Origin of the sequence: Streptomyces sp. NBC_01551 (genome assembly GCF_026339935.1) — a bacterium.
GTDB lineage: Bacteria > Actinomycetota > Actinomycetes > Streptomycetales > Streptomycetaceae > Streptomyces.
In genome coordinates, this window is sequence record NZ_JAPEPX010000001.1 from 2638435 (window position 1) to 2659830 (window position 21396).

The 21396-nt window shown below is 74.2% G+C and carries 5 protein-coding genes; 1 reads left to right on the forward strand and 4 read right to left on the reverse strand.

Annotated elements, in window-relative coordinates; all coding sequences use genetic code 11:
• Positions 1-40 precede the first annotated feature (40 nt).
• Entirely contained in the window at positions 41-967 is a 927-nt protein-coding gene (locus tag OG982_RS11755) for a ScbA/BarX family gamma-butyrolactone biosynthesis protein (protein ID WP_266948496.1), read from the forward strand.
• Positions 968-1054: 87 nt separating this feature from the next.
• Here the strand turns inward: OG982_RS11755 and OG982_RS11760 are convergent, their stop codons facing one another.
• From OG982_RS11760 to OG982_RS11775, 4 genes are all read right to left on the reverse strand, one after another.
• Complete coding sequence (locus OG982_RS11760) at positions 1055-1819, reverse strand: SDR family NAD(P)-dependent oxidoreductase (protein ID WP_266948498.1); 765 nt, start codon at positions 1817-1819, stop codon at positions 1055-1057.
• The gene (locus OG982_RS11765) at positions 1816-2343 is read right to left on the reverse strand and encodes a hypothetical protein (protein ID WP_266787616.1); all 528 of its coding nucleotides are present in this window, start codon (positions 2341-2343) and stop codon (positions 1816-1818) included. The genes OG982_RS11760 and OG982_RS11765 overlap by 4 nt, the downstream gene beginning before the upstream one ends.
• A gap of 94 nt (positions 2344-2437) precedes the next feature.
• Positions 2438-19510, reverse strand: coding sequence for a type I polyketide synthase (locus OG982_RS11770; protein WP_266948499.1), 17073 nt, complete (start codon positions 19508-19510; stop codon positions 2438-2440).
• A 98-nt stretch (positions 19511-19608) separates the two neighbouring features.
• Complete coding sequence (locus tag OG982_RS11775; RefSeq protein WP_266948501.1) at positions 19609-21192, reverse strand: aspartate aminotransferase family protein; 1584 nt, start codon at positions 21190-21192, stop codon at positions 19609-19611.
• Positions 21193-21396: the final 204 nt, after the last annotated feature.

The following is a 21396-nucleotide window of genomic DNA, read 5'->3' on the forward strand; positions in this document are numbered from 1 at the left end:
AGCGCATCTACAACTGCAGAGACAGGGGGGCCGGGGGGCCTTGTCGGAAATAGCCGTTGCACCGCGTCATTCGAACCATCAACAGCCGAGCTCTTGCCTTGGGCGGGCGTCTCCTCTGGGTGCGTACACGCACCTGCGGCGCGACGAGTCGATACTCGTCGTCGACTGGGAACGCAGCGGGGCGCACGCCTTCACCCTGAACATCAAGTGGCCCGCCGTCCAAGGGGGCCTGCCCTACGATCCGCGCATCCTCGCCCAGACCATCCGGCAGAGCGGTCTGGTCATAGCCCACGCCGAGTACGACGTCCCGCTGAACCACCAGACGGTGCTCAACACCCTGGACGTCACCATCCCACCGGGCTTCCGGGCTCCTGCCGACCGGACCTCGGCCCTGCGCGTCGAGCTCGACGTGGCGCGGCCGAAGCGCGGCTGGAGGAATCCCAACCCCCTGCGCGTGCGCCTGCGCATCCTGCACGGGGACGTCACCGTGGCACGGGTGGATTCCGAGTTCGGCTGGATATCGCCGCCGGCCTACCGGCGCCTGCGGGGCGAGTACGCCAGTGCCACCTGGGACGACCGGCCGGTTCCGGCCCCCGTCGCCCCTGGGCTCGTCGGGCGGCACGACACCGCCGACGTGGTCCTGTCGCCCGCCGTCGCACCGGACCGGTGGCTGCTGCGCAACGTCGTTGCCAACACCCTTCTCTTCGACCACCCGGTCGACCACGTGCCGGGGCTCGTCCTGCTGGAGGCGGCGCACCAGGCGGCGCACGCGCTCGTCGCCCCGGCTCCGTTCGCACCCACCCGGGTCTCCACCCGCTACGCACGCTACGTCGAGTTCGACCGGCCCTGCTGGATCGAGGCCGAGCTCCTCCCCGCGCCCGCCCCGGACGGGTTACGCGTCCGGGTCCGGGGGGTCCAGGACGGGGAGACCGCGTTCACGGTCGATCTCGACGGCAAGACGCGCTGAATCCCGCGTGTGTCCGGGCGGGCATCCGCCCGCCCGGACACACGGGGTCACCGGGTCACCGGGTCACCGGGTCACCGGGTCAACAGGTCACTGGTTGACGAATCCGCCGTCCACCGGCAGGACGGTGCCCGTCAGGAACGGGCAGCGGTCGCTGAGCAGCCAGGCGGCCGCGGCGGCGATCTCCTCGGGCTCCGCCGTACGCCCCTGAGGCGTCAGCGAGTTGGCGAGTTTTTCGAGGCCGGGGTTGCGTCCGAACCAATCGGTGGTGATCTCGCTGCGCGTGGTTCCGGGGGCCACCGCGTTCACGCGGATGCCCTGCTTGGCGTACTCGTCGGCCGCGGCCCGGGTGAAACCGATGACCGCGTGCTTGGAGGCGATGTAGGGAGCCGCGGTGGGGATGGCCACCAGGCCGCCCACGCTGCTGTTGTTGACGATCGAGCCGCCGCCGGTCGCCAGCATCGCCGCGATCTCGTGCCGCAGGCAGTTGAAGACGCCCCGGACGTTGATGTCCATGATGCTGTCGTACACCTCGTCCGACATGAGGTGCAGCGGGGTGCGGTCGCCGCCGATTCCCGCGTTGTTGAACGCCGAGTCGAGCCGCCCGTACTCGCCCACGGCGAAGTCGACCGCCTTGGCCGCGTCCTGGGAGAGGGACATGTCACCGACCACGTACGCGGCTTCGGCACCCTCACCGCGCAGTTCCTCGACGAGCGCGGCCAGCCGGTCCTCCCTCCGGGCGGTCAACACCACCGTCGCGCCTTCACGGGCGAACACCCTCGCCGATGCCGCGCCTATCCCACTGCTCGCCCCCGTGACGAGAACTACTTTTCCCGCAAGAAGATCACTGGTCATGGCTGAAGTCTGACAGGCCCGCCGGTCAGCGAGGTTTCCCGCACCGACCCGCCGAGGGCGCGAAGCAGCGCGGCCGGCCGGAGCCGGGAGTCCTCGAACGTCCCCTGCTCCAGCCCCACCAGCACCGCGCACTCCAGCAGCAGGGCGACGACGAACTCATCGCCCGGGAGCGGTGGTTCCGCGTCCGGACCGCAAGGCGGGACCCGGCCCCGCTCCGGCGCGACGAGCCCGAACGCCTCCGTCAGCAGCTCCCGGGCACGGCGCACCGCCGCGGACCGCGCCGCGGCGTCGTCACGGCCTTGGCGGGCGAGGGCGGCCGGCAGGCAGGCGGCGAAGCGCCGGAGCACCGCGGCCGCGTAGGGATCGGGCAGTTCCCCGCCGCCGGAGGGCCGTCCGGGCCGCGTCCGGGCCCGTAGCGCCATCGACCTCGCCAGTCCCTCGTTCAGCGCGTCCACGAAGCGCTGCCCGATGGCAGCTGTCCGGATCTCGCTGTTCCTCGTTTCGTTTCCCGTTCCGTCAGGCATGTCCCGTCCCCCTCCCGGGCGGTCGGCCGGGCCCCGGTGCGCACACCACGGCTCGGCCGACCGCCCAGGCAGCCCTGCTCGTCAGGTAATCCGGTCAGTCGAGTTCGTCGACGAGGGCGAACAGCTCCTCGTCGGCCGCGTCGTCCAGGTCCTTGGCGAACTGCTCTTCCAAGGTCGCGCCGGGCGCGGCGCCGCCGAGCAGTCCCCGAAGCCGTTCCACCGCGTCCGGGGCGAGTTGTCCGTCGCGAATCAGTACCTCCAACTGGTTCAGGAGAGGGGCGGTTCGCCTGGCCGCCAGAAGGCCGCGCAGGTTCTCGGCCAGGGTGGACGGCGTCGGGTAGTCGAACACCATCGTGGTCGGCAGGCGTTCGCCGGTGGCGGCCGCGAGCCGGTTGCGCAGTTCGACCGCGGTCAGGGAGTCGAGACCCAGCTCGGTGAACGGAGTCTCGGACGTGATCGCGGACGCGTCCTCGTGCCCCAGGGCGACGGCGACCTCGCGGCGCACCAGGTCGAGCACCGCGCCCGGCTGTTCCCACGCGACCTCGGACGGCTCCCGGGCGGGTCGCTGCCGGTCGGCGCGAGCCGCCGCGACCTGTCCTCGGCGGGGCACGAGGTCCCGCAGCACCGAGGGCGGGTTCGGGGCCGCCCCGAGGACCGCCCGGTCGATCCCGGTCACGGCGAACACCGCGCCGCGGGCGTCGGCGGCCGCCGGGCCGACGATCGCCGAGGTGGCGACGTCGAAGGCGGCCAGCGCGTCCGGTACGGCGATCGGACGCAGCCCGAGCGCGTGGATCCGCCGCAGGTCGGCTTCGGACAGTCCGTCGCCCATCCCGGTCTCCCACAGCCCCCAGGCCAGCGAGACCGTGGGCAGACCGAGCGCGTGGCGGTACTCGGCCAGGCCGTCCAGGAAGGTGTTCCCGGCCGCGTAGTTCGCCTGTCCCGCGGTGCCGAGCAGGCCGGCGATCGACGAGTACAGCACCAGGGGGGTCTCCCCGGCCGCCTCGTGCAGATGCCAGGCGGCATCGATCTTGGGCCGGAGCACGGCGTCGACCTGCTCGGGCGTGAGCCCGTCCACCGTGCCGTCGGACAGCGTGCCGGCGGCGTGGACGAAGGCGACGGGGCGGTACCGCTCGACGAGGGCGGCCAGCGCCTCCCCGTCGGCGACGTCGCACGCCGCCGCGGTGATCTCGACGTCGGCCCCCGCACCCTCGATCCGCGGAGCGGTCCCGCTCCGGCTGACCAGCAGCAGCGACCGGGCGCCGTGCCGCTCCACCAGGTGCCGGGCCAGCGCCGTGCCGAGCGCGCCGCTCGCACCGGTGATCATGACGGTGCCCTCGCCCCAGGGGATCGCCGTCGGTTGCGGTTTCAGCGGCTCCCCCGGTACGGGCTCGGCCGGCCGCTGGTGGCGGACCAGCCTCGGGACGAGGACCTCCTCGCCCCGGATCCGCACCTGCGGCTCGTCACCGCTGCCGGAGGCGGCCAGGACCTTCCCGACGGCGTCCCGGACGTCGCCGGAACCGTCCCAGTCGGGGTGGTCCACCAGGACGAACCGCCCGGGGTGTTCCGTCGCGGCGCTGAGCACCAGGCCGCGGACGCCGGCGTGGGCGAGGTCGGAGCCGACCACGACGGCGAGCGTGCCGGCTCCGTCGGCCTCCAGCCGGTCGCGCAGCACACCGAGGGTGTGGTGGACGGCGTGCCGGGCGCGCCGCGGCAGGTCGCCGCCCGTGCCGGCCTCGGCCTGCACCACCTCGTACGCGGCTGCGTCCGCCGGCGTCCCGGCGGGTGCGCCGGCCGTGTCCAGCCCGCGCCAGACGGGGGTGAACAGCAGGTTCTCGCCGGCGGCGGCCCCGGTGAGGAGACCGGTGAGGGGGCGCAGCACCAACTCGTCCACCTCGACCAGGACTTCCCCGTCGGTGTCGGTCACCAGCAGGCGCACCGCGGCGTCGGAACCCGTCGGGGTGATCCGGGCCCGCAGCACCGTCCCGGCCGCCGCCGGGGCGCCGGCGTGGAAGCGCACCCCGGACCAGGCGAACGGCAGGGCGGCGGGCCGGGCTCCGGCCACGTCGGGCAGCAGCGCGTGCAGGACCGCGTCCAGCAGCGCCGGGTGCACGGCGAAGCCGGCTTCGGACGCGTCCGGTTCCCGCTCCGCCTCGACCTCGGCGAACAGCTCCTCGTCGCGCCGCCGCAGGAGTCGCAGCCCCCGGAAGGCGGGGCCGTACTCGTAGCCGTGCTCGGCGACCCGGTCGTACACGCCGGTGAGGTCGATGTCCGTCAGGTCGTCCGGCCACGGCTCGGGCTCCGGCGCGGGCCGGTGTCCTTCGGTGTCGAGCGTTCCGACGGCGTGCCTGGTCCACGGAAGGTCGCCGGAGTCGGCGTCCCCGCTCCGGGAGAAGAGCGTGACGTCGGTGCCGTCGACCACCATCTGGAGGGTGAGCGCGCCGGTCTCCGGCACGACCACCGGTTCGGTGACGGTGAACTGCGCCAGCGCGCCTGCCGACGCGGCCAGTTCGACCAGCGCGGTACCGGGCACGATCACGACGCCCTGGACCCGGTGGTCGGCCAGCCACGGGTGGGTGGCCAGGGACAGCAGGCCGGTCGACACCGTGGTGCCCGCCTCCCCCGTACCGGCCGTGGCGAGGTCGACCGCCGCGCCCAGCAGCGGGTGCTGCGCGGAGCGCAGACCGGCGCCGGTGACGTCGGCGCGTCCGGCCGGGGCGAGCCAGAACCGCTTGCGCTGGAAGGCGTAGGTGGGCACGTCGGCGGGCTTGGCGCCCGGGAACACCGCGCGCCAGTCGATCTCGGCGCCCCTGGTGAACAGGGTGCCGAGGGCCGTGGCGACGGTGTCCGGTTCGGGCTTGCCGGCGCGCCGCAGCGGCACGGCGACCGGGTGGTCCGCCTCGTCGGCGGGGAAACCGGCCGCGATCATGCCGGTGAGCACCGCGTCGGGGCCCACTTCCAGCACCGTGCGCACGCCCTCGTCCCACGCGGTCCGCACCGCTTCGTGGAACCGGACGGTCGCCCTGACCTGGTTCACCCAGTACTCGGGGTCGGTCCAGTCCCCGGCGTGTTCCGCGGTGACCGTGGAGATCGCGGGGATGGTCGGGGCGTGGTAGGTCAGTTCCCGGGCAACGGCCCGGAAGTCGTCCAGCATCGGCTCCATCAGGGGCGAGTGGAAGGCGTGGCTGACCGAGAGCCGCTTGGTGCGCCTCCCCCGGCTGGTGAACTCCTCCTCCACGAAGGCCAGCACCGCCTCCTCGGCGCCGGACAGCACGATCGAGGCCGGGCCGTTGACGGCGGCGATCTCCACCCCGGCGGGCAGCACACGCCCGTCCAGTTCGGCGGCGCTCGCCTCGACGGCGACCATCGCCCCGCCGCGGGGCAGGGCCTGCATCAGGCCGCCGCGGGCGGCGACCAGCCTGGCCGCGTCGGGCAGCGACAGCACGCCGGCGACGTGCGCCGCGGCCAGCTCGCCGATCGAATGGCCGAGCACCAGGTCCGGCCGGATCCCCCAGGACTCCACCAGGCGGAACAGCGCGACCTCCACGGCGAACAGCGCGGGCTGCGCCGTGCCGGTCTCGTCCAGGTCGTCCCCGGTGGCGATGGCGTCCCGGACCACCCGGCGCAGCGGAGCGTCGAAGTGGGCGCAGACCTCGTCGAACGCCGCGGCGAACACCGGGTAGGCGGCCGCCAGTTCGAGCCCCATGCCGATGCGCTGTGCGCCCTGCCCGGTGAACGCGAAGGCCAGCTTGCCCCCCGCCACGCGCACCGGGACCGCGTCCCGCAGGGCCCGGGGGCTCGTCGCCGCGATCCGGTAGGGCATCGCGGAACGGGTGGCGAGCGTGAACGACTCGTCCGCGGTGGACAAGGAGGCGACCCGTTCGGCCTGGTCCGCGAGGGCCCGCTCGGTACGGGCGGACAGCACCCACGGGACCGGGGGCCGCACGGCCGGCGTCTCGGTGCCCGCGGCCGTCTCGGCTTCGGGCTCCTCGATGATCACGTGGGCGTTGGTGCCGCCGAAGCCGAAGGAGGACACGCCGGCCCGGCGGGGGTGCTCCCCGCGCGGCCACGGACGGGCCTCGGTCAGCAGCTCGACCTTGCCCTCCGACCAGTCGACGTGCCGGGACGGGGTGCCCACGTGCAGGGTCGCCGGGGCGATCCCGTGCCGCATGGCCTGGACGACCTTGATGATGCCGCCGACGCCCGCGGCCGCCTGGGCGTGCCCGATGTTCGACTTCAGAGAACCCAGCAGCACCGGGTTCTCGCGGTCGCGCCCGTAGGTGGAGATCACGGCCTGCGCCTCGATCGGGTCACCGAGCTTCGTCCCGGTGCCGTGCGCCTCCACGAGGTCGACGTCGGCCGGGGCCAGGTCGGCGGAGTCCAGCGCGGCCCGGATCACCCGCTCCTGGGCGGGACCGTTCGGCGCGGTCAGGCCGTTGGAGGCGCCGTCGGAGTTGACCGCCGAGCCGCGCAGGACGGCGAGCACCTGGTGGCCGTTGCGCCGGGCGTCCGACAGCTTCTCCAGGAGCAGCATGCCCGCGCCCTCGGACCATCCGGTGCCGTCGGCGTCGTCGGAGAACGACTTGCACCGGCCGTCCTCGGACAGCCCGCGCAGGCGGGAGAACTCCACGAACGGCGTCGGCGTCGCCATCACCGTCGCGCCGCCCGCCACCGCGAGGTCGCACTCGCCGCGCCGCAGCGCGCTCGCGGCCAGGTGCACCGCGACCAGCGAGGACGAGCACGCCGTGTCCACGGTGAGGGTCGGCCCCTCGAACCCGAAGGTGTAGGCGAGCCTGCCGGAGGCGATGCTGCCCGCGCTGCCGCTGTAGAGGTATCCCTGCACCCCGTCCGGCGGCAGGTCCGGCCGGGATCCGTAGTCGCTGTACATGACGCCGACGAACACGCCGGTCCGGCTGCCGCGCAGGCCCTGCGGGTCCAGGCCGGCCTTCTCCACCGCCTCCCAGGTGGTCTCCAGCAGCTGGCGCTGCTGCGGGTCCACGGCCAGCGCCTCGCGCGGCGACATGCCGAAGAACTCCGCGTCGAACAGCTCCGCGTCGTGCAGGAACCCGCCGCGCCGGGTGGTGGAGGTGCCGGGGTGGTCCGGGTCCGGGTGGTGGAGGTCGCTCGGCCAGCCCCGGTTCACCGGGAACTGCGAGGTGGCGTCCCGGCCGTCGGCGACCAGGTGCCACAGGTCCTGCGGCGAGGTGACCCCGCCCGGGTAGCGGCAGGCCATCCCGACGATCGCGATCGGCTCGTCGTGGTCCTGCCCGGCCGCCGCGGACCGTTCCCGGGCCTTCGCGGGAAGCGGTCGCTCCCCGGCCGAGACGAGGGAGCGCAGGTGCTCGGTCAGCGCGGCGGGGGTGGGGTGGTCGAACACCACGGTCGCGGACAGCCGCCGGCCGATCGCGGTGCTCAGCTGGTTGCGCAGTTCGACGGCGGTGAGCGAGTCGAAACCGAGCTCGCTGAAGGGACGGTTCTCCTCGACCTCGGCCGGATCCGCGTAGCCGAGGACCGCGGCGACCTGTTCGCGGACGACCTCCCGGATCGTGGCCGGGTCGAACTCCGCGGCGTCCGCCGGCCGCGGGCGCGGCTCGCCGCCGCGCGCGGGCGCCGGGGCGGCCGCGGCCGGTCCGGCCAGGTCGCGCAGCAGCCCGGGAAGGCCCGTCCGGCCCCGCAGGGCGGGGCGGTCGAACCGGGTCAGGGCCAGTACCGCGGAACCGTCGGCGCCCATCGCGTCGAGGGAGGCGTCGAACAGGCCGAGCGCCTCGGCGGTCTCCAGCGGGCGCAGACCCGTGCGGGCCAGCCGCTGGAGGTCCGTGTCGGTCAGCTGCTCGGACACGCCGCTCGCCTGCGCCCACAGACCCCAGGCGAGGGAGAGCGCGGGCAGGCCGAGTCCGCGGCGGTGCTCGGCGAGGGCGTCCAGGAACGTGTTCGCCGCCGAGTAGTTCGCCTGGCCCGAGGTGCCGAGCAGCCCGGCGACCGAGGAGTACAGGACCAGGGGCCGGTCACCGGCCAGCTCGTGCAGGTGCCAGGCCGCGTCCACCTTGGGGCGCAGCACCGTGTCGATCTGTTCGGCGCTCAGTGCGGTCAGGGTGGAGTCGGCGACCACTCCCGCCGTGTGGACCACCGCCGCCGGCTCGTGTGAGGCGAACACGCCTTCCAGGGCTTGCCGGTCGGTCACGTCGGCGGCCACCAGGCTCACGGCCGCGCCGAGGCCGACCAGCTCGTCGCGCAGTTCGGCCGCGCCGGGCGCGGCCTCGCCCCGGCGGCTGACCAGCACCAGGCTCCGTACCCCGTGCTTGACCACCAGGTGCCGGGCCAGGACGGTGCCGAGGGTGCCGGTCGCGCCGGTGATCAGCACCGGGCCCGCGCTCCAGTCCACGCCGGTCTCCGGGGCACTCGCCCCGGCCCCGGCCGGACGGGCCAGCCGGGGCACCAGGATCCGGTGCTCCCGGATCGCCAGTTCCGGCTCGGGCGTGCGCAGGGCGGTGTCCAGCCGCTCCTCGGTGGCCGACCCGTCGGCCTCGATCAGCACGAACCTGCCGGGGTTCTCCGACTGGGCGCTGCGGACCAGGCCCCGCACGGCGGCGTGCGACAGGTCCGGGGTGATGACGAAGGCGTGCCGGCGGTCGTCGTCCTCGGCGAGGACCGCCCGGAGTTCGCCGAGGACGGTGTGCACCAGGGCCTTCGCGGCCGCCGGAACGTCCTGCGCCGAGCGCTCCGGGTCCCGCGCCGGCTCCGCCGCGACCGGTACCCGGTGCAGGACGGCGGGTTCGAGCGAGTCGTCGGGTCCGGTGGAGTCCCGCCAGAGCACCGTGTGCATCCCGGCGGGCGCGTGGCTCCCCCCGACGGGCAGCAGGGCCAGTTCGTCCACCGTCAGCACCGGGCGGCCGTCCTGGTCGTGGACCAGCAGGTTCGCGGTGTTCCCGCGCACCGTGACCCTGGCGTTCAACGCCGTCGCACCGGACCCGTGACGGGTCACCCCGGTCCACGAGAACGGCAGGACCGGCTGGGCGCCGGGATCGACCACTCCGGGGAGCAGCACGTGCAGCACCGCGTCGAGCAGGGCCGGGTGCACTCCGTACCGGCTCGCCTCGGCCCGGTGGCGCTGCGGCAGTTCCACCCGGGCGAACCGGTCCTCGCCGTCGTGGTGCGCCGCCCGCAGGCCCTGGAACGCCGGGCCGTAGCCGTAGCCGTGCTCGCCCAGCCGCTCGTACACGCCGGCCAGGTCGACCTCGGTTCCGGCCGGTTCGGGCGCGGCCGGGGGCTCCTGCCGCCCGGGTACGAGGACCCCGTGGGCGTGTTGCGTCCACTCGGCCCGCTCGTCGGCCGCGGCACCCTCCCTGGAGTGGATCAGTACCGACCGGCTGCCGCCCGGATCGGGGGCCCCGACCCGGACCTGGACCGAGACGGCTCCGTCCTCGGGCAGGACGAGGGGCGTGGTGAAGGTCAGTTCGGCCACCGTCGGGCAGTCCACCCGCGCCCCGGCGTGCAGTGCCATGTCCAGCAGCGCCGTGCCGGGGACGAGGACCTCGCCGCGGATGCGGTGGTCGCCGATCCATCCGGTGGCGCTGATCTCGCCCGTCAGGACGGTCGTGCCGTCGACGAGGTCCATCGCGGTGTCCAGCAGCGGGTACGGGGAGGACGGGTCCTCCAGCCAGTACCGGCGGTGCTGGAACGGGTAGCGCGGCAACGGGACGGGCCCGGCTGCCGGGAGCGCCGCCGGCCAGTCGACCGGTACGCCGCGCACGTGCAGGGCGCCGAGCGCGGCGAACGCGCTCTCCACGTCGCTGCGTCCGGAACGCAGCATCGACACCGAGGTGCCGGCGCCCTCGCCGTCCTCCTCGTCCGCGACCGCCTGGGCGACCATCGCGGTCAGCACGGCGTTCGGGCCGAGCTCGACGAACTCGGTCACACCGTCGCGCCGCAGGGTGCGCACGCCGTCGAAGAACCGGACGGCTTCGCGGACATGGCTCACCCAGTAGTCCGGTGAGGTCAGCTGATCGGCGGTGGCGATCTCCCCGGTCACGTTCGAGACGACCGGGATCCGGGGCTCGTGGAAGGTGACGGTCTCCAGTGCGGCCCGGAAGCCGGCCAGCACCTCGTCCATGTGCGGGGAGTGGAAGGCGTGGCTGACGGAGAGCCGCCGGGTCCGCCGGCCCTGCCCCGACCAGTGTCCGCTCACCGCGGCGACCGCGGCCTCGTCGCCCGACACGACGACGGACCGGGGGCCGTTCACACCGGCGATGGCCGCCCCGGCGACCAGCGACTCGCGCACCTCTTCCTCGGTGGCCTCCAGTGCGGCCATCGCCCCGTCGTCGCGGGCGGACTGCATCGCGGCGCCCCGGGCGGCGACCAGGCGGCAGGCGTCGGGCAGGTCGAACACGCCGGCCACGTGCGCCGCGGCCACCTCGCCGACCGAATGGCCGAGCAGGTAGTCCGGGGTGACCCCGTGGTGCTCGGCGAACCGGTGGAGCGCCACCTCCACGGCGAACAGAGCGGCCTGGGTGTAGGCGGTCTGGTCGAGCAGGGCCGAGTCCGCGCTGTCGGGCCCGGCGAACAGCACGGCGCGCAGCGGCCGCTCCAGCAGCGGATCGAGGTGCGCGCACACCTCGTCGAGCGCGGCCCGGTACACCGGGGAGCGCTCGTACAACTCCTGGCCCATACCGGCCCGTTGTGCTCCCTGTCCGGTGAACAGGAACGCGGTCGCGCCCCGGCCCGCGCCGTTGCCCCGCACCACGCCCGGCCCGCCGGACGTGCCCGTCGCGACGGCGTCGAGGCCGCGCAGCAGGGTGTCCCGGTCGGCGCCGAGCACGACGGCCCGCTGGTCGAGCCGGGCGCGCCGGGTGGCGAGGGTGGCGGCGACGTCGGCGACGTCGAGGCCGGGGTGTTCGTCCAGGTGGGTCCGCAGCTGCGCGGCGCGGGTGCGCAGTGCCTGCTCGGTCCGGGCCGACAGCACCAGCGCCGTCGTCGGGTGGGCGGCGCCCTGCGGCTCGGCCGCAGCGGAGGGTCCGGCGGGCGTGCGGGCGCCACGGGTGAGGTCCTCGGCCTGTTCGAGGATCACGTGGGCGTTGGTGCCGCTGATCCCGAACGCGGACACCGCGGCGCGGCGCGGCCGGTCGAGGTCCGGCCAGTCCTGCTGTTCGGCGAGCAGCTCGATCGCGCCCGCGGACCAGTCCACGTGCGGCGACGGCTCGCCGAGGTGCAGGGTGCGGGGCTGGATGCCGTGGCGCATCGCCTGGACCATCTTGATCACCCCGCCGACCCCGGCGGCCGCCTGGGCGTGCCCGAGGTTCGACTTCAGCGAACCGAGGCGCAGGGGTTCGTCGCGGTCCTGCCCGTAGGTCGCCAGCAGTGCCTGTGCCTCGATGGGGTCACCGAGGCGGGTGCCGGTGCCGTGCGCCTCGACCAGGTCGACGTCACCGCTCGACAGGCCGGCGTCTGCGAGGGCGGAGCGGATCACCCGCTCCTGGGAGGGTCCGTTGGGCGCGGTCAGGCCGTTGGAGGCGCCGTCGGAGTTCACCGCCGAGCCGCGCAGCACCGCGAGCACCTGGTGTCCGTTGCGGCGTGCGTCCGAGAGCCGTTCCACGAGGAGCAGGCCGACCCCTTCCGACCAGCCCGTGCCGTCGGCGTCGGCCGAGAACGACTTGCACCGGCCGTCCACGGAGAGGCCGTTCTGCCGGGAGAACTCGACGAACGTGCTCGGCCCGGCCATCACGGTGACCCCGCCCGCCAGGGCCAGGTCCACCTCGCCCGAGCGCAGCGCGTTCGCGGCGAGGTGCAGCGCGACCAGCGACGACGAGCACGCGGTGTCCACGGTGATCGCCGGGCCCTCCAGCCCGTATACGTAGGCCAGTCGTCCGGAGATCACGCTGGAGGTGTTGCCCGCCAGGAGGAAGCCCTCCACCTCGCGCGGGGTCGCCGGGAGCCGCGAGGCGTAGTCGTCGTACATCACGCCGGTGAACACGCCGGTCCGGCTTCCGCGCAGGACGGCCGGGTCGAGCCCGGCGTCCTCGAAGGTCTCCCACGCGGTTTCGAGCAGCATGCGCTGCTGCGGGTCGGTGGCGAGCGCCTCCCGCGGCGACATGTCGAAGAACGCCGCGTCGAACAGGTCCGCCTCGTGCAGGAATCCGCCGTGCCGGGTGTAGCTGGTGCCGGAGTGGTCCGGATCGGGGTGGTAGAGCCGGTCGAGGTCCCAGCCCCGGTTGGTCGGGAACTCGGAGATCGCGTCCCGCCCCTCCAGCACCAGCTGCCACAGGTCATCCGCCGAGCGGACTCCGCCGGGATAGCGGCAGGCCATGCCGACGATCGCGATCGGCTCGTCGGTCCGGCCGCCCTTGCCCCGGCCCGGTCGCCGCGCGTCCCCGGCCCGCCGCGTGCCCGGGGCCGTGTTCGCGTCCTCGGCCAGGAACGCGGCCAGCGCCTGGGGGGTGGGGTGGTCGAAGACCAGGGTGGCCGGGAGCTGCCGCCCGGTGGCCGCGATCAGCCGGTTGCGCAGGTCGACGCCGGCCAGCGAGTCGAATCCCTGCTCGCGGAACGCCTTGCTCACGTCGAGCGCGTTCGGGTTCGCGAGCCCGAGCACCGCGGCCGTGGCCGCCCGTACGAGTTCCAGCGCCTGCTTCTCGGTCAGCGCGTGCCCCGCGCGCCCGGCCGGCTCGGTCCTGGCGGGCCGGCGCCGGCGGACCAGGCCGCGCAGTACGGCCGGTACCGAGTCGCCGCCGGCGAGCCCGGTCAGCGCCAGGGCGGCGGGGACCGGCAGCGCCGCGTCCCCGGACACCGCCCGGTCGAACAGGGCGAGCCCCTGCCCGGCGGTCAGCGGCGCCACCCCGGACCGGGTCCAGCGGCCCAGGTCGGCCTCGCCCAAGGACTGGCCCATGCCCTCCTGCCACAGGCCCCAGGCCAGTGACGTGCCGGCCAGGCCGAGGGCGCGGCGGTGCGCGGCCAGGGAGTCCAGATAGGTGTTGGCGGCCGCGTAGTTGGCCTGGCCGGCCGTGCCCAGCAGACCGGAGATCGAGGAGAACAGCACGAAGGCGGCGAGTTCCCGGTCCGCGGTCAGTTCGTGCAGGTACCGCGCGGCGTCCGCCTTGGCGGCCATGACCGTGCCGATCCGCTCCTCGGTCAGCGCCGTGACGGTGGCGTCGGCGAGCACCCCGGCGGTGTGGATCACCGCGGTCAGGGGCGCGTCGGCCGGCACGTCCGCGATCAGTGCGGCCAGCGCCGCCCGGTCCGTCACGTCCACGGCGACCACGCGCGCGCCGTCCAGCTCCGCCGTCAGCTCGGCCGCGCCGGGTGCGTCCGGGCCGCGCCGGCTGACCAGCAGCAGGTTCCGCACGCCGTGCCGGTGGTGGAGGTGCCGGGCGACGAGCCCGCCCAGCGCGCCGGTGGCGCCGGTGATCAGGACCGTGCCGTCGGGGTTCCATCCGAGGCCCGGCCCGGCGGCGCCGTCGGCGTCCGCGGCGGGGGCGGGGGCGGCCTTGGACAGCCGGGGCACCAGGAGCGCGCCGTCGCGCACGGCGACCTGCGGCTCCCCGGTCCGTACCGCCGCGTCGACGGCGGCGGCCGTGTCCCGCTCGGCGGCTCCGCCGCCCGCGCCGTCGGCGACGTCCACCACGACGAACTGGTCCGGGTACTCGCTCTGGGCGGTGCGCACCAGGCCCCACACCGCGGCCGCGGCCGGAGCGGTGACCGGCTCACCCGGTACGACGGCCATCGCGTCGCGGGTGACCAGGACCAGCCGCTCGTCGCGGTCGTGCTCGGCGGCCACCCACTCCTGGATCTCCCGGAGGGACCGGGCGACCGCGGCCGCCGGGTCGTCGGTCGGGGCGACCTCGACGAGGGTCGGCCGCAGGGCGTCGCCGCCGCCGGCCGGGGCGGCGTCCGCCCGGCGCCAGGTCAGCTCGTACATCGGCGCCGCGCCCGCGCCGTCGCGGGCCGAGGCCCGCAAGGCCAGGCCGTCGACGGTGGCCACCGGGGCTCCCGTCGCGTCGGCGAGCAGCAGTTCGTACGTGTCGCCGCCTGCCGGGGTGATCCGGGCACGGAACTCCGTGCCGCCGACGGCGCCGGTGTGGGCCCGCACCCCGCTCCAGGCGAACGGCAGGCGCGTCCCCTCCCCGCCGTCGACCAGGCCCAGCACGATCGGGTGCAGCACCGCGTCCACGAGCGCCGGGTGCAGCAGGAACCCGGGTTCCGCGCCGAAGACCCCGTCGGGGAACCCGACCTCGGCGTAGAGGGTGTCACCGTCGCGGTACACCGCACGCAGGCCGCGGAAGAGGCCCGAGTAGTCGTACCCCCGCTCGGCGAGGAGCCCGTAGGCGTCGTCGACCGGCACCGGGTCCGCGGCCGGCGGCCACTCCAGCCGGTCGGCCGGGTCGGGCGCGAGGCCCGGGTCGGTGTCCACGAGCAGCCCGGACGCGTGCCGGGTCCATTCCTGTTCCCCGTCCCGCCGGGAGTGGATCGCCAGCTGCCGGTCGCGCACGGTGACCTGGATCTGGACGGAGCCGGATCCGGGGAGTTCGAGCGGGCTCTCCAGCGTCAGGTCCGCCACCTCGGGCAGTCCCAGCCGTTCCCCGGCGAACAGCGCCAGCTCCAGGAACGCCGTTCCGGGCAGCAGGGGCGAGCCGTTGATCGCGTGCCCGGCCAGCCACGGGTAGTCGGCCAGCGAAAGGGTGCCCGCCAGCACCACCGCGTCCCGGTCGACCAGCTCGACGACCGAGTCGAGCAGCGGATGCCCCGAGGCGCCGCGCGCCGACCGAGGCGCCAGCCAGTACCGCTCGCGCTGGAACGGGTGGGTGGGCTCCTCGCCCCGGACCCGGGCCATCGCCGCGGCGAGGACCTCCGCCTCGGAACCGGCGGACCTGCCGAGCGGGATGACCCGGGTGATGCCGGCGGACCTGATCAGCGGGGTCAGCGCGGCCGACGGTCCGGCCTCGACGAACACGGCCGCGCCGGCGTCGCGCAGGGCCGTGACGGCGTCGTGGAACCGTACGGTGCCGCGGATCTGGGTGACCCAGTGCTCGGCGTACCCGCTCACGTCGTCCGGGAGCGGCCGCCCGGTCACCGTGGAGATCACCGGGATCCGCGGCGGCAGGTGGCCGATCGACTCGGCGACCGCCCGGAACTCGTCGAGCACCTCGTCCATGTGGGGCGAGTGGAAGGCGTGGCTGACGGTCAGCCGGGTGACCCGGCGCCCGCGCTCGCGCCAGCCGGCGGCGACGCTCTCGGTGGCGTCGGCGTCACCGGCGAGGACCACCGACACGGGGCCGTTCACCGCGGCCACGACGACTCCGTCGACCAGGGTCGCGGCGATCTCGGCCTCGGTGGCCTCCACGGCGATCATCGCCCCGCCCGAGCGGGCCCGCTGCATCAGCCGGCCCCGCGCGGCCACCAGCTTCGCCGCGTCCGGCAGGGAGAACACGCCGGCCACGTAGGCCGCGGCCAGCTCGCCGATGGAGTGCCCGGCCAGCAGATCGGCGGCGAGCCCCTGCGAGGCGGCCAGTTCCGCCAGCGCCACCTCGAAGGCGAACAGCGCCGGCTGGGTGTAGCGGGTCTGGTGCAGTTCCGAGTCGGCGCCGGTGTCGGCGCCGAACATCAGCTCCTTGAGCGGCCGGTCCAGATGGGGCTCGAACGCGGCGCACACCTCGTCGAGGGCGCGGGCGAACACCGGGAACTCCTCGTACAGTTCGCGGCCCATGCCGGGGCGCTGCGCCCCCTGGCCGGTGAAGACCAGCGCCGTCGGGGTCTTCTCGCCCTGTTCGAGGACGACGTGGGCGTTGGTGCCGCTGATGCCGAAGGCCGACACGCTCGCGCGCAGCGGCCGGTCGGTCCGCTGCCACTGCCTGGACCGCGCCAGCAGTTCGACCCGGCCGGACGTCCAGTCCACCCGGGAGGTCGGGACGTCGGCGTGCAGGGTCCGCGGCAGCACCTCGTGCCGCATGGCCTGGACGACCTTGATCACGCCGGCCACACCGGCCGCCGCCTGGGCGTGGCCGATGTTCGACTTCAGCGAACCCAGGTACAGCGGGGCGTCGCGGTCCTGCCCGTAGGTGGCGAGGATCGCCTCGGCCTCGATGGGGTCGCCGAGCGAGGTTCCGGTGCCGTGCGCCTCCAGCAGGTCCACGTCGGAGCCGGTCAGGTCGGCGTCGGCGAGCGCGGAGGTGATCAGCCGCTGCTGGGACAGACCGCTGGGCGCGGTCAGGCCGTTGGAGGCGCCGTCGGAGTTGACGGCGCTGCCGCGGATCACGGCGAGCACCGGGTGACCGCTGCGCCGGGCGTCCGACAGCCGCTCCAGCACCAGCATGCCCACGCCCTCGGCCCACCCGGTTCCGTCGGCCTCGTCCGAGAACGGCTTGCACCGCCCGTCGGCGGCCAGCCCGTGCTGCGTGGAGAACTCCTCGAACATGCCGGGCGTGGCCATCACGGCCACGCCGCCGGCGAGCGCCGCCGAGGCCTCGCCGTCGCGCAGGGCCCGCACCGCCAGGTGCAGGGCGACCAGTGAGGAGGAGCAGGCCGTGTCCACGGTGAGCGTCGGCCCGACGAACCCGAACTGGTAGGCGAGGCGGCCCGAGAGCACGCTGGTCGTGGTGCCGGTCAGCACGTAGCCCTTGACGTCGTCGCCCGCCTCGTGCATCCGCGGGCCGTAGTCGGAGGCCGTGCCGCCGACGAACACGCCGGTGTGGCTGCCCCGCAGGGACTTCGGGTCGATCCCGGCCCGCTCCAGGGCCTCCCAGCCCGTCTGCAGCAGCAGCCGCTGCTGCGGGTCCATGGCCAGCGCCTCCCGGGGGGAGATGCCGAAGAACGCCGCGTCGAACTCGGCGGCGGTGTCGAGGAATCCGCCGACCCGGGAGTAGCCGTCACCGGGCTGCCAGCCGCGGTCGGCCGGGAAGGTGCCGATCACGTTCCGTTCCTCGGACACCACCCGCCACAGGTCCTCGGGGGATTCGATCCCGCCCGGGAAACGGCAGGCCATGCCGACGATCGCGATCGCGTCGTCGTCCGGGTCCCGGCCGGAGAAGGTGCTCGTGCGTCCGGCCGCCCCGGGCGCGTACGAGTCCCTCGCCGTGCTCCCGGACCCGGTCCCGGTCCCGGTCTCGGTGAAGTAGGCGATGAGTTCCTGGGGCGTCGGGTAGTCGAACAGCAGGCCGCTGGAGAGCGCGCGCCCGGTGGCGACGGACAGGTTCTCGATCAGTTCCACGGTCATCAGCGACGAGAAGCCGAGATCGCGGAAGTTCGTGTCCAGCTCGACGGCGTCCGGGTCACCCTCCCCGAGGGCCGCCGCCACCTGGGCCTTGACCAGGGCGTCGGCGTCCGTGGCGGCCGCGCCGGCGCTCCCGGCGCCCTGCTCCGGGCTCCGGTGTTCGCCGGTCCAGTACCGCTCCCGCTGGAAGGGGTAGCCGGGCAGCCGGACCCGCCGGGCCCGCGCGTCCGCGTACGCGGCCGTCCAGTCGACGTCCGCGCCGCCGACGAACTCGGCGGCGAGTGCGGTCAGTTCCGCGAGCGGCCCGTCGCCGTGGCCGGCGGCCGCGGGCCCGGCCTCGGCGGCGTCCGCGGCCTCGGCCTCGGCCGAGATCACGTGCGGCGCGGACGTCCCGTTCGCCACCGCGTCCAGCCCGCTGCGCAGGTCTTCGGCGCTGGAGGCGAGGACGACGGCCCGGTGCCGGAACGTCGTTCTGGTGGTCGCCAGGGAGAACCCGAGGTCGTACGGGGTGAGGTCGGCGTCCCGCAGGAGGGCGGCGTGCGCGCGCAACGCGGCCCGGGTCCGGCCCGAGACGGGAACCGGAACCGGCCGGGCGTCCGGCTCGCCGGGCGCGCGCTCGGGAGCCTCTTGCCCGGGAGCCGCCCGCCCGGTGGTGGCCGGCGGTTCGCTCACGACCAGGTGGGCGTTGGTGCCGCCCATGCCGAAGGAGGAGACCCCGGCGATCAGCTGCCGGTCCGGGTGCGGCCAGTCGGAGAGGTCCGTGTGGACCCGCAGTCCGAGGTCGTCGAGCGGGATGTCCGGGTTGGGGGTCTGGAAGTTCAGGGTCGCGGGAAGCCGCCGGTGGCTGATGCCGAGCACGGTCTTGAGCAGCCCGGTGATCCCGGCAGCGCCTTCGAGGTGCCCGATGTTGGTCTTGACCGACCCCACGAGCAGCGGGTCTTCCTCGCCGGCGGCGCCGTCCGCGCGCCGCCCCGAGAAGACCGCGCCCAGCGCGGCCGCCTCGATCGGGTCGCCGACCGGGGTCCCGGTGCCGTGCAGTTCGACGTACTGCACCTGGTCCGGGCTGACGCCGGCCCGCCGCAGCGCGGCCTGGATCACCCGCTCCTGCGCCTGGGGGCTCGGCACGGTCAGGCCGGGGGTGGCGCCGTCGTTGTTCACGGCGCTGCCGCGAATGACCGCGTAGACGTCGTCCCCGTCGGCCAGGGCCGCCGCCAGCGGCTTGAGCACCATGACCACGGCGCCCTCGCCCCGGACGTACCCGTTGGCCCGGGCGTCGAAGACGTAGCTGTGTCCGTCCGGCGAGAGGCCGCCGAAGCGCTGGGCCCCCAGCGCCCCCTCCGCGAGGAGGTTGAGGTTCACACCGGCCGCGATGGCGACGGGCGATTCGCCCGACCGTACGCTCTGGGCGGCGAGATGGACCGCGACCAGCGACGAGGACTGCGCCGTGTCCACCACGACGCTCGGGCCGCGCAGGTCCAAGGCGTAGGAGACCCGGTTGGCGATGACGGCGCGGTGCGTACCCGTGTTCGTGTGCTGCGTGATCGCGCCGTCGCCGCTGCTCAGCACCAGGCCGGCGTAGTCGTCGCGCAGCGAGCCGACGAACACCGAGGCGGCCGAACCGGCCAGGTCGGCGGGGACTATGCCGGCGTCCTCCAGCGCGGCCCAGGCCAGCTCCAGTACGAGCCGCTGCTGCGGGTCCATCGCGGCGGCTTCCCGTGCGGAGATCCCGAAGAATCCGGCGTCGAAGTCGCCGACCCCGTCCAGGAACGCCCCGAAGCGGGTGCCGCCGTCGTAACGGACGGAATCCGAGATCCGGTCCCGCCGGCCCTTCGGTATTTCGGTGATCGAATTGCGGCTGTCGCTCAGCAGATCCCAGAACTCGTCCGCACCGGTCGCCCCGGGCAGTCGGCAGGACACTCCGACAATCGCAACCGGCTCGCCACGACCGTCCTCGTAACCGTCATGCCATGTCGTCATGTAAAACAGCTCTTTCCTTTACGATTCCAGACAGCCGCAATACGGTTCCCGGTGCGCGCGGGCGCACCGGGAACCGTCAATCCGATCTCCGAAATTCCTCAGGGCAGCAGGGCGGCGCCGTTCTGTTCCCGGAGTACGTCCAGCAGTGCGCGCAGCGCCGATTCCAGCCGGTCGATCTCGGCGTCCGTGATGTGGACGGACGGCTCCAGCCGCAGCGTGTTCGTGGCGCTCGCGGTCGGCAGGACGCGCACGGCGTGGACGCGCAGCAGGTAGCCGGACAGCAGGTAGCCGAGGAGGCCCGCGCGGGACTGCTCGGCGATGACCGCCGACGGGGAATCCGACTGGTCGTGGAACTCCAGGCCGATCATCAGGCCCTTGCCGCGGACCTCCTTGACGAGCTCGCCGAACTCCGCCCGCAGCTTCAGGAGCATCTGCGTCAGCCGCTCCCCGCGCTCCGCCGCCATGCGGTAGACCTTGCCGTCCTCCGCTTCCAGGAGGTCCACGGTCCGGTCGGCGATCAGCGTGGAGAAGGCGTCCTTCGCGAAGGTCGAGCTGTGCACCAGCTCGAACTCCTTGCGGTAGCGGGAGCCGCGCACCAGCGTGATCGCCGCCTTGGCGATCCCGCCGCCCAGGCTCTTGGCGAGGGTGTAGTAGTCGCCCTGGAGGCCGAGGTGCGAACTGGCGAAGAAGGCGCCGGTGCGGCCCATGCCGCTCTGCACCTCGTCGACGATGATCGGGACGTCGGCCGCCTCGCACGCCTGCCGGATGCGCTGGGCGGTCTCCCGGTCGAACGGCCTGATCCCGGCCTCGCCCTGCACCGGTTCGAGGACGAACGCGGCGATGACCGGCAGTTCCCGCTCGACGACGCGCACCTCACGGCCGTCGACCGCGAGGTCGAACAGGCTCTTGCGCTCCGACTCGACGGCCTTGGCCGGCGCGTCCGGTTCGTGCACCGCGACGAACCGGCACTGCGCGGCCAGTGACGTGAACGGGGTCCGGAAACCGGGGTTGTGGGTCAGCTGGACGCTGCCGACCAGCTTCCCGTGGAACGAGCCCTCCGGCGCCAGGAACACCGGCGCCGTCGCCATGCGCGCACCGTTGACGCGCCGGATCCCGGCGATCACCTCGTCCGCCGAGGCACCGAGGGGCAGGGCCGCGGCCGCGCCCAGGCGCTCGAACGGCTCGCCGCCGACGACCCCGGCGCCGCCGGCCACGGCCGTACCGGCCGCCTCCAGGTTCTCCTCGATCGCCTCGGCCAGTTCGGCCAGCTTCGCGACCCGGTCGAACTCGGCGTGCTTCATCGCGATCTCGACGGCCTCCGCGCCGCTGTTGGCGAAGATCGCGGAGTAGGGCTCCGAGGTGGCGAACTCGCGCCTGAGGACGGCGTTGACCTTCTGGGCGAGGGTGTTGGCGTACGGGTGCTTGGAGAACTGCGCGTGGACGGGCACCCCCTGGTCCAGCAGTTCCTTCGCGTATCCGACGATGTCGGGATTGTTGTGCCCGACGATCGTCGAACCGTAGCCGCCGACGAGGTCGAGCACCGACACCTCGCGCCCCGCGTCGTCACGGTAGAAGAGGCTGTCCTTTTCCGCCCTGGAAAAGTGGACGCTCAGGCCGAGCGAGGCGAGCAGACCCCCGATATAGGGTTCCGCGAGATCGCTTTCTTCGATTTCCGGGATCATTTTTAAGTCCGGTTCCCAACCTTTGAGGGCCTACGTGCCCGGCACGCTACCCGTCCCTTCTCACGGCCCTGTAATCGCTCGCTCACTGGCGCATCAGCCCGAAGTCACCGGAAGTCCACGCACCGGACAAGAGTGCGGAATTACCGGATCGGGACAACGCCCGGGCGACAATGCCGAAGTCCGGTGCCTCTCCTGAGGCGATTT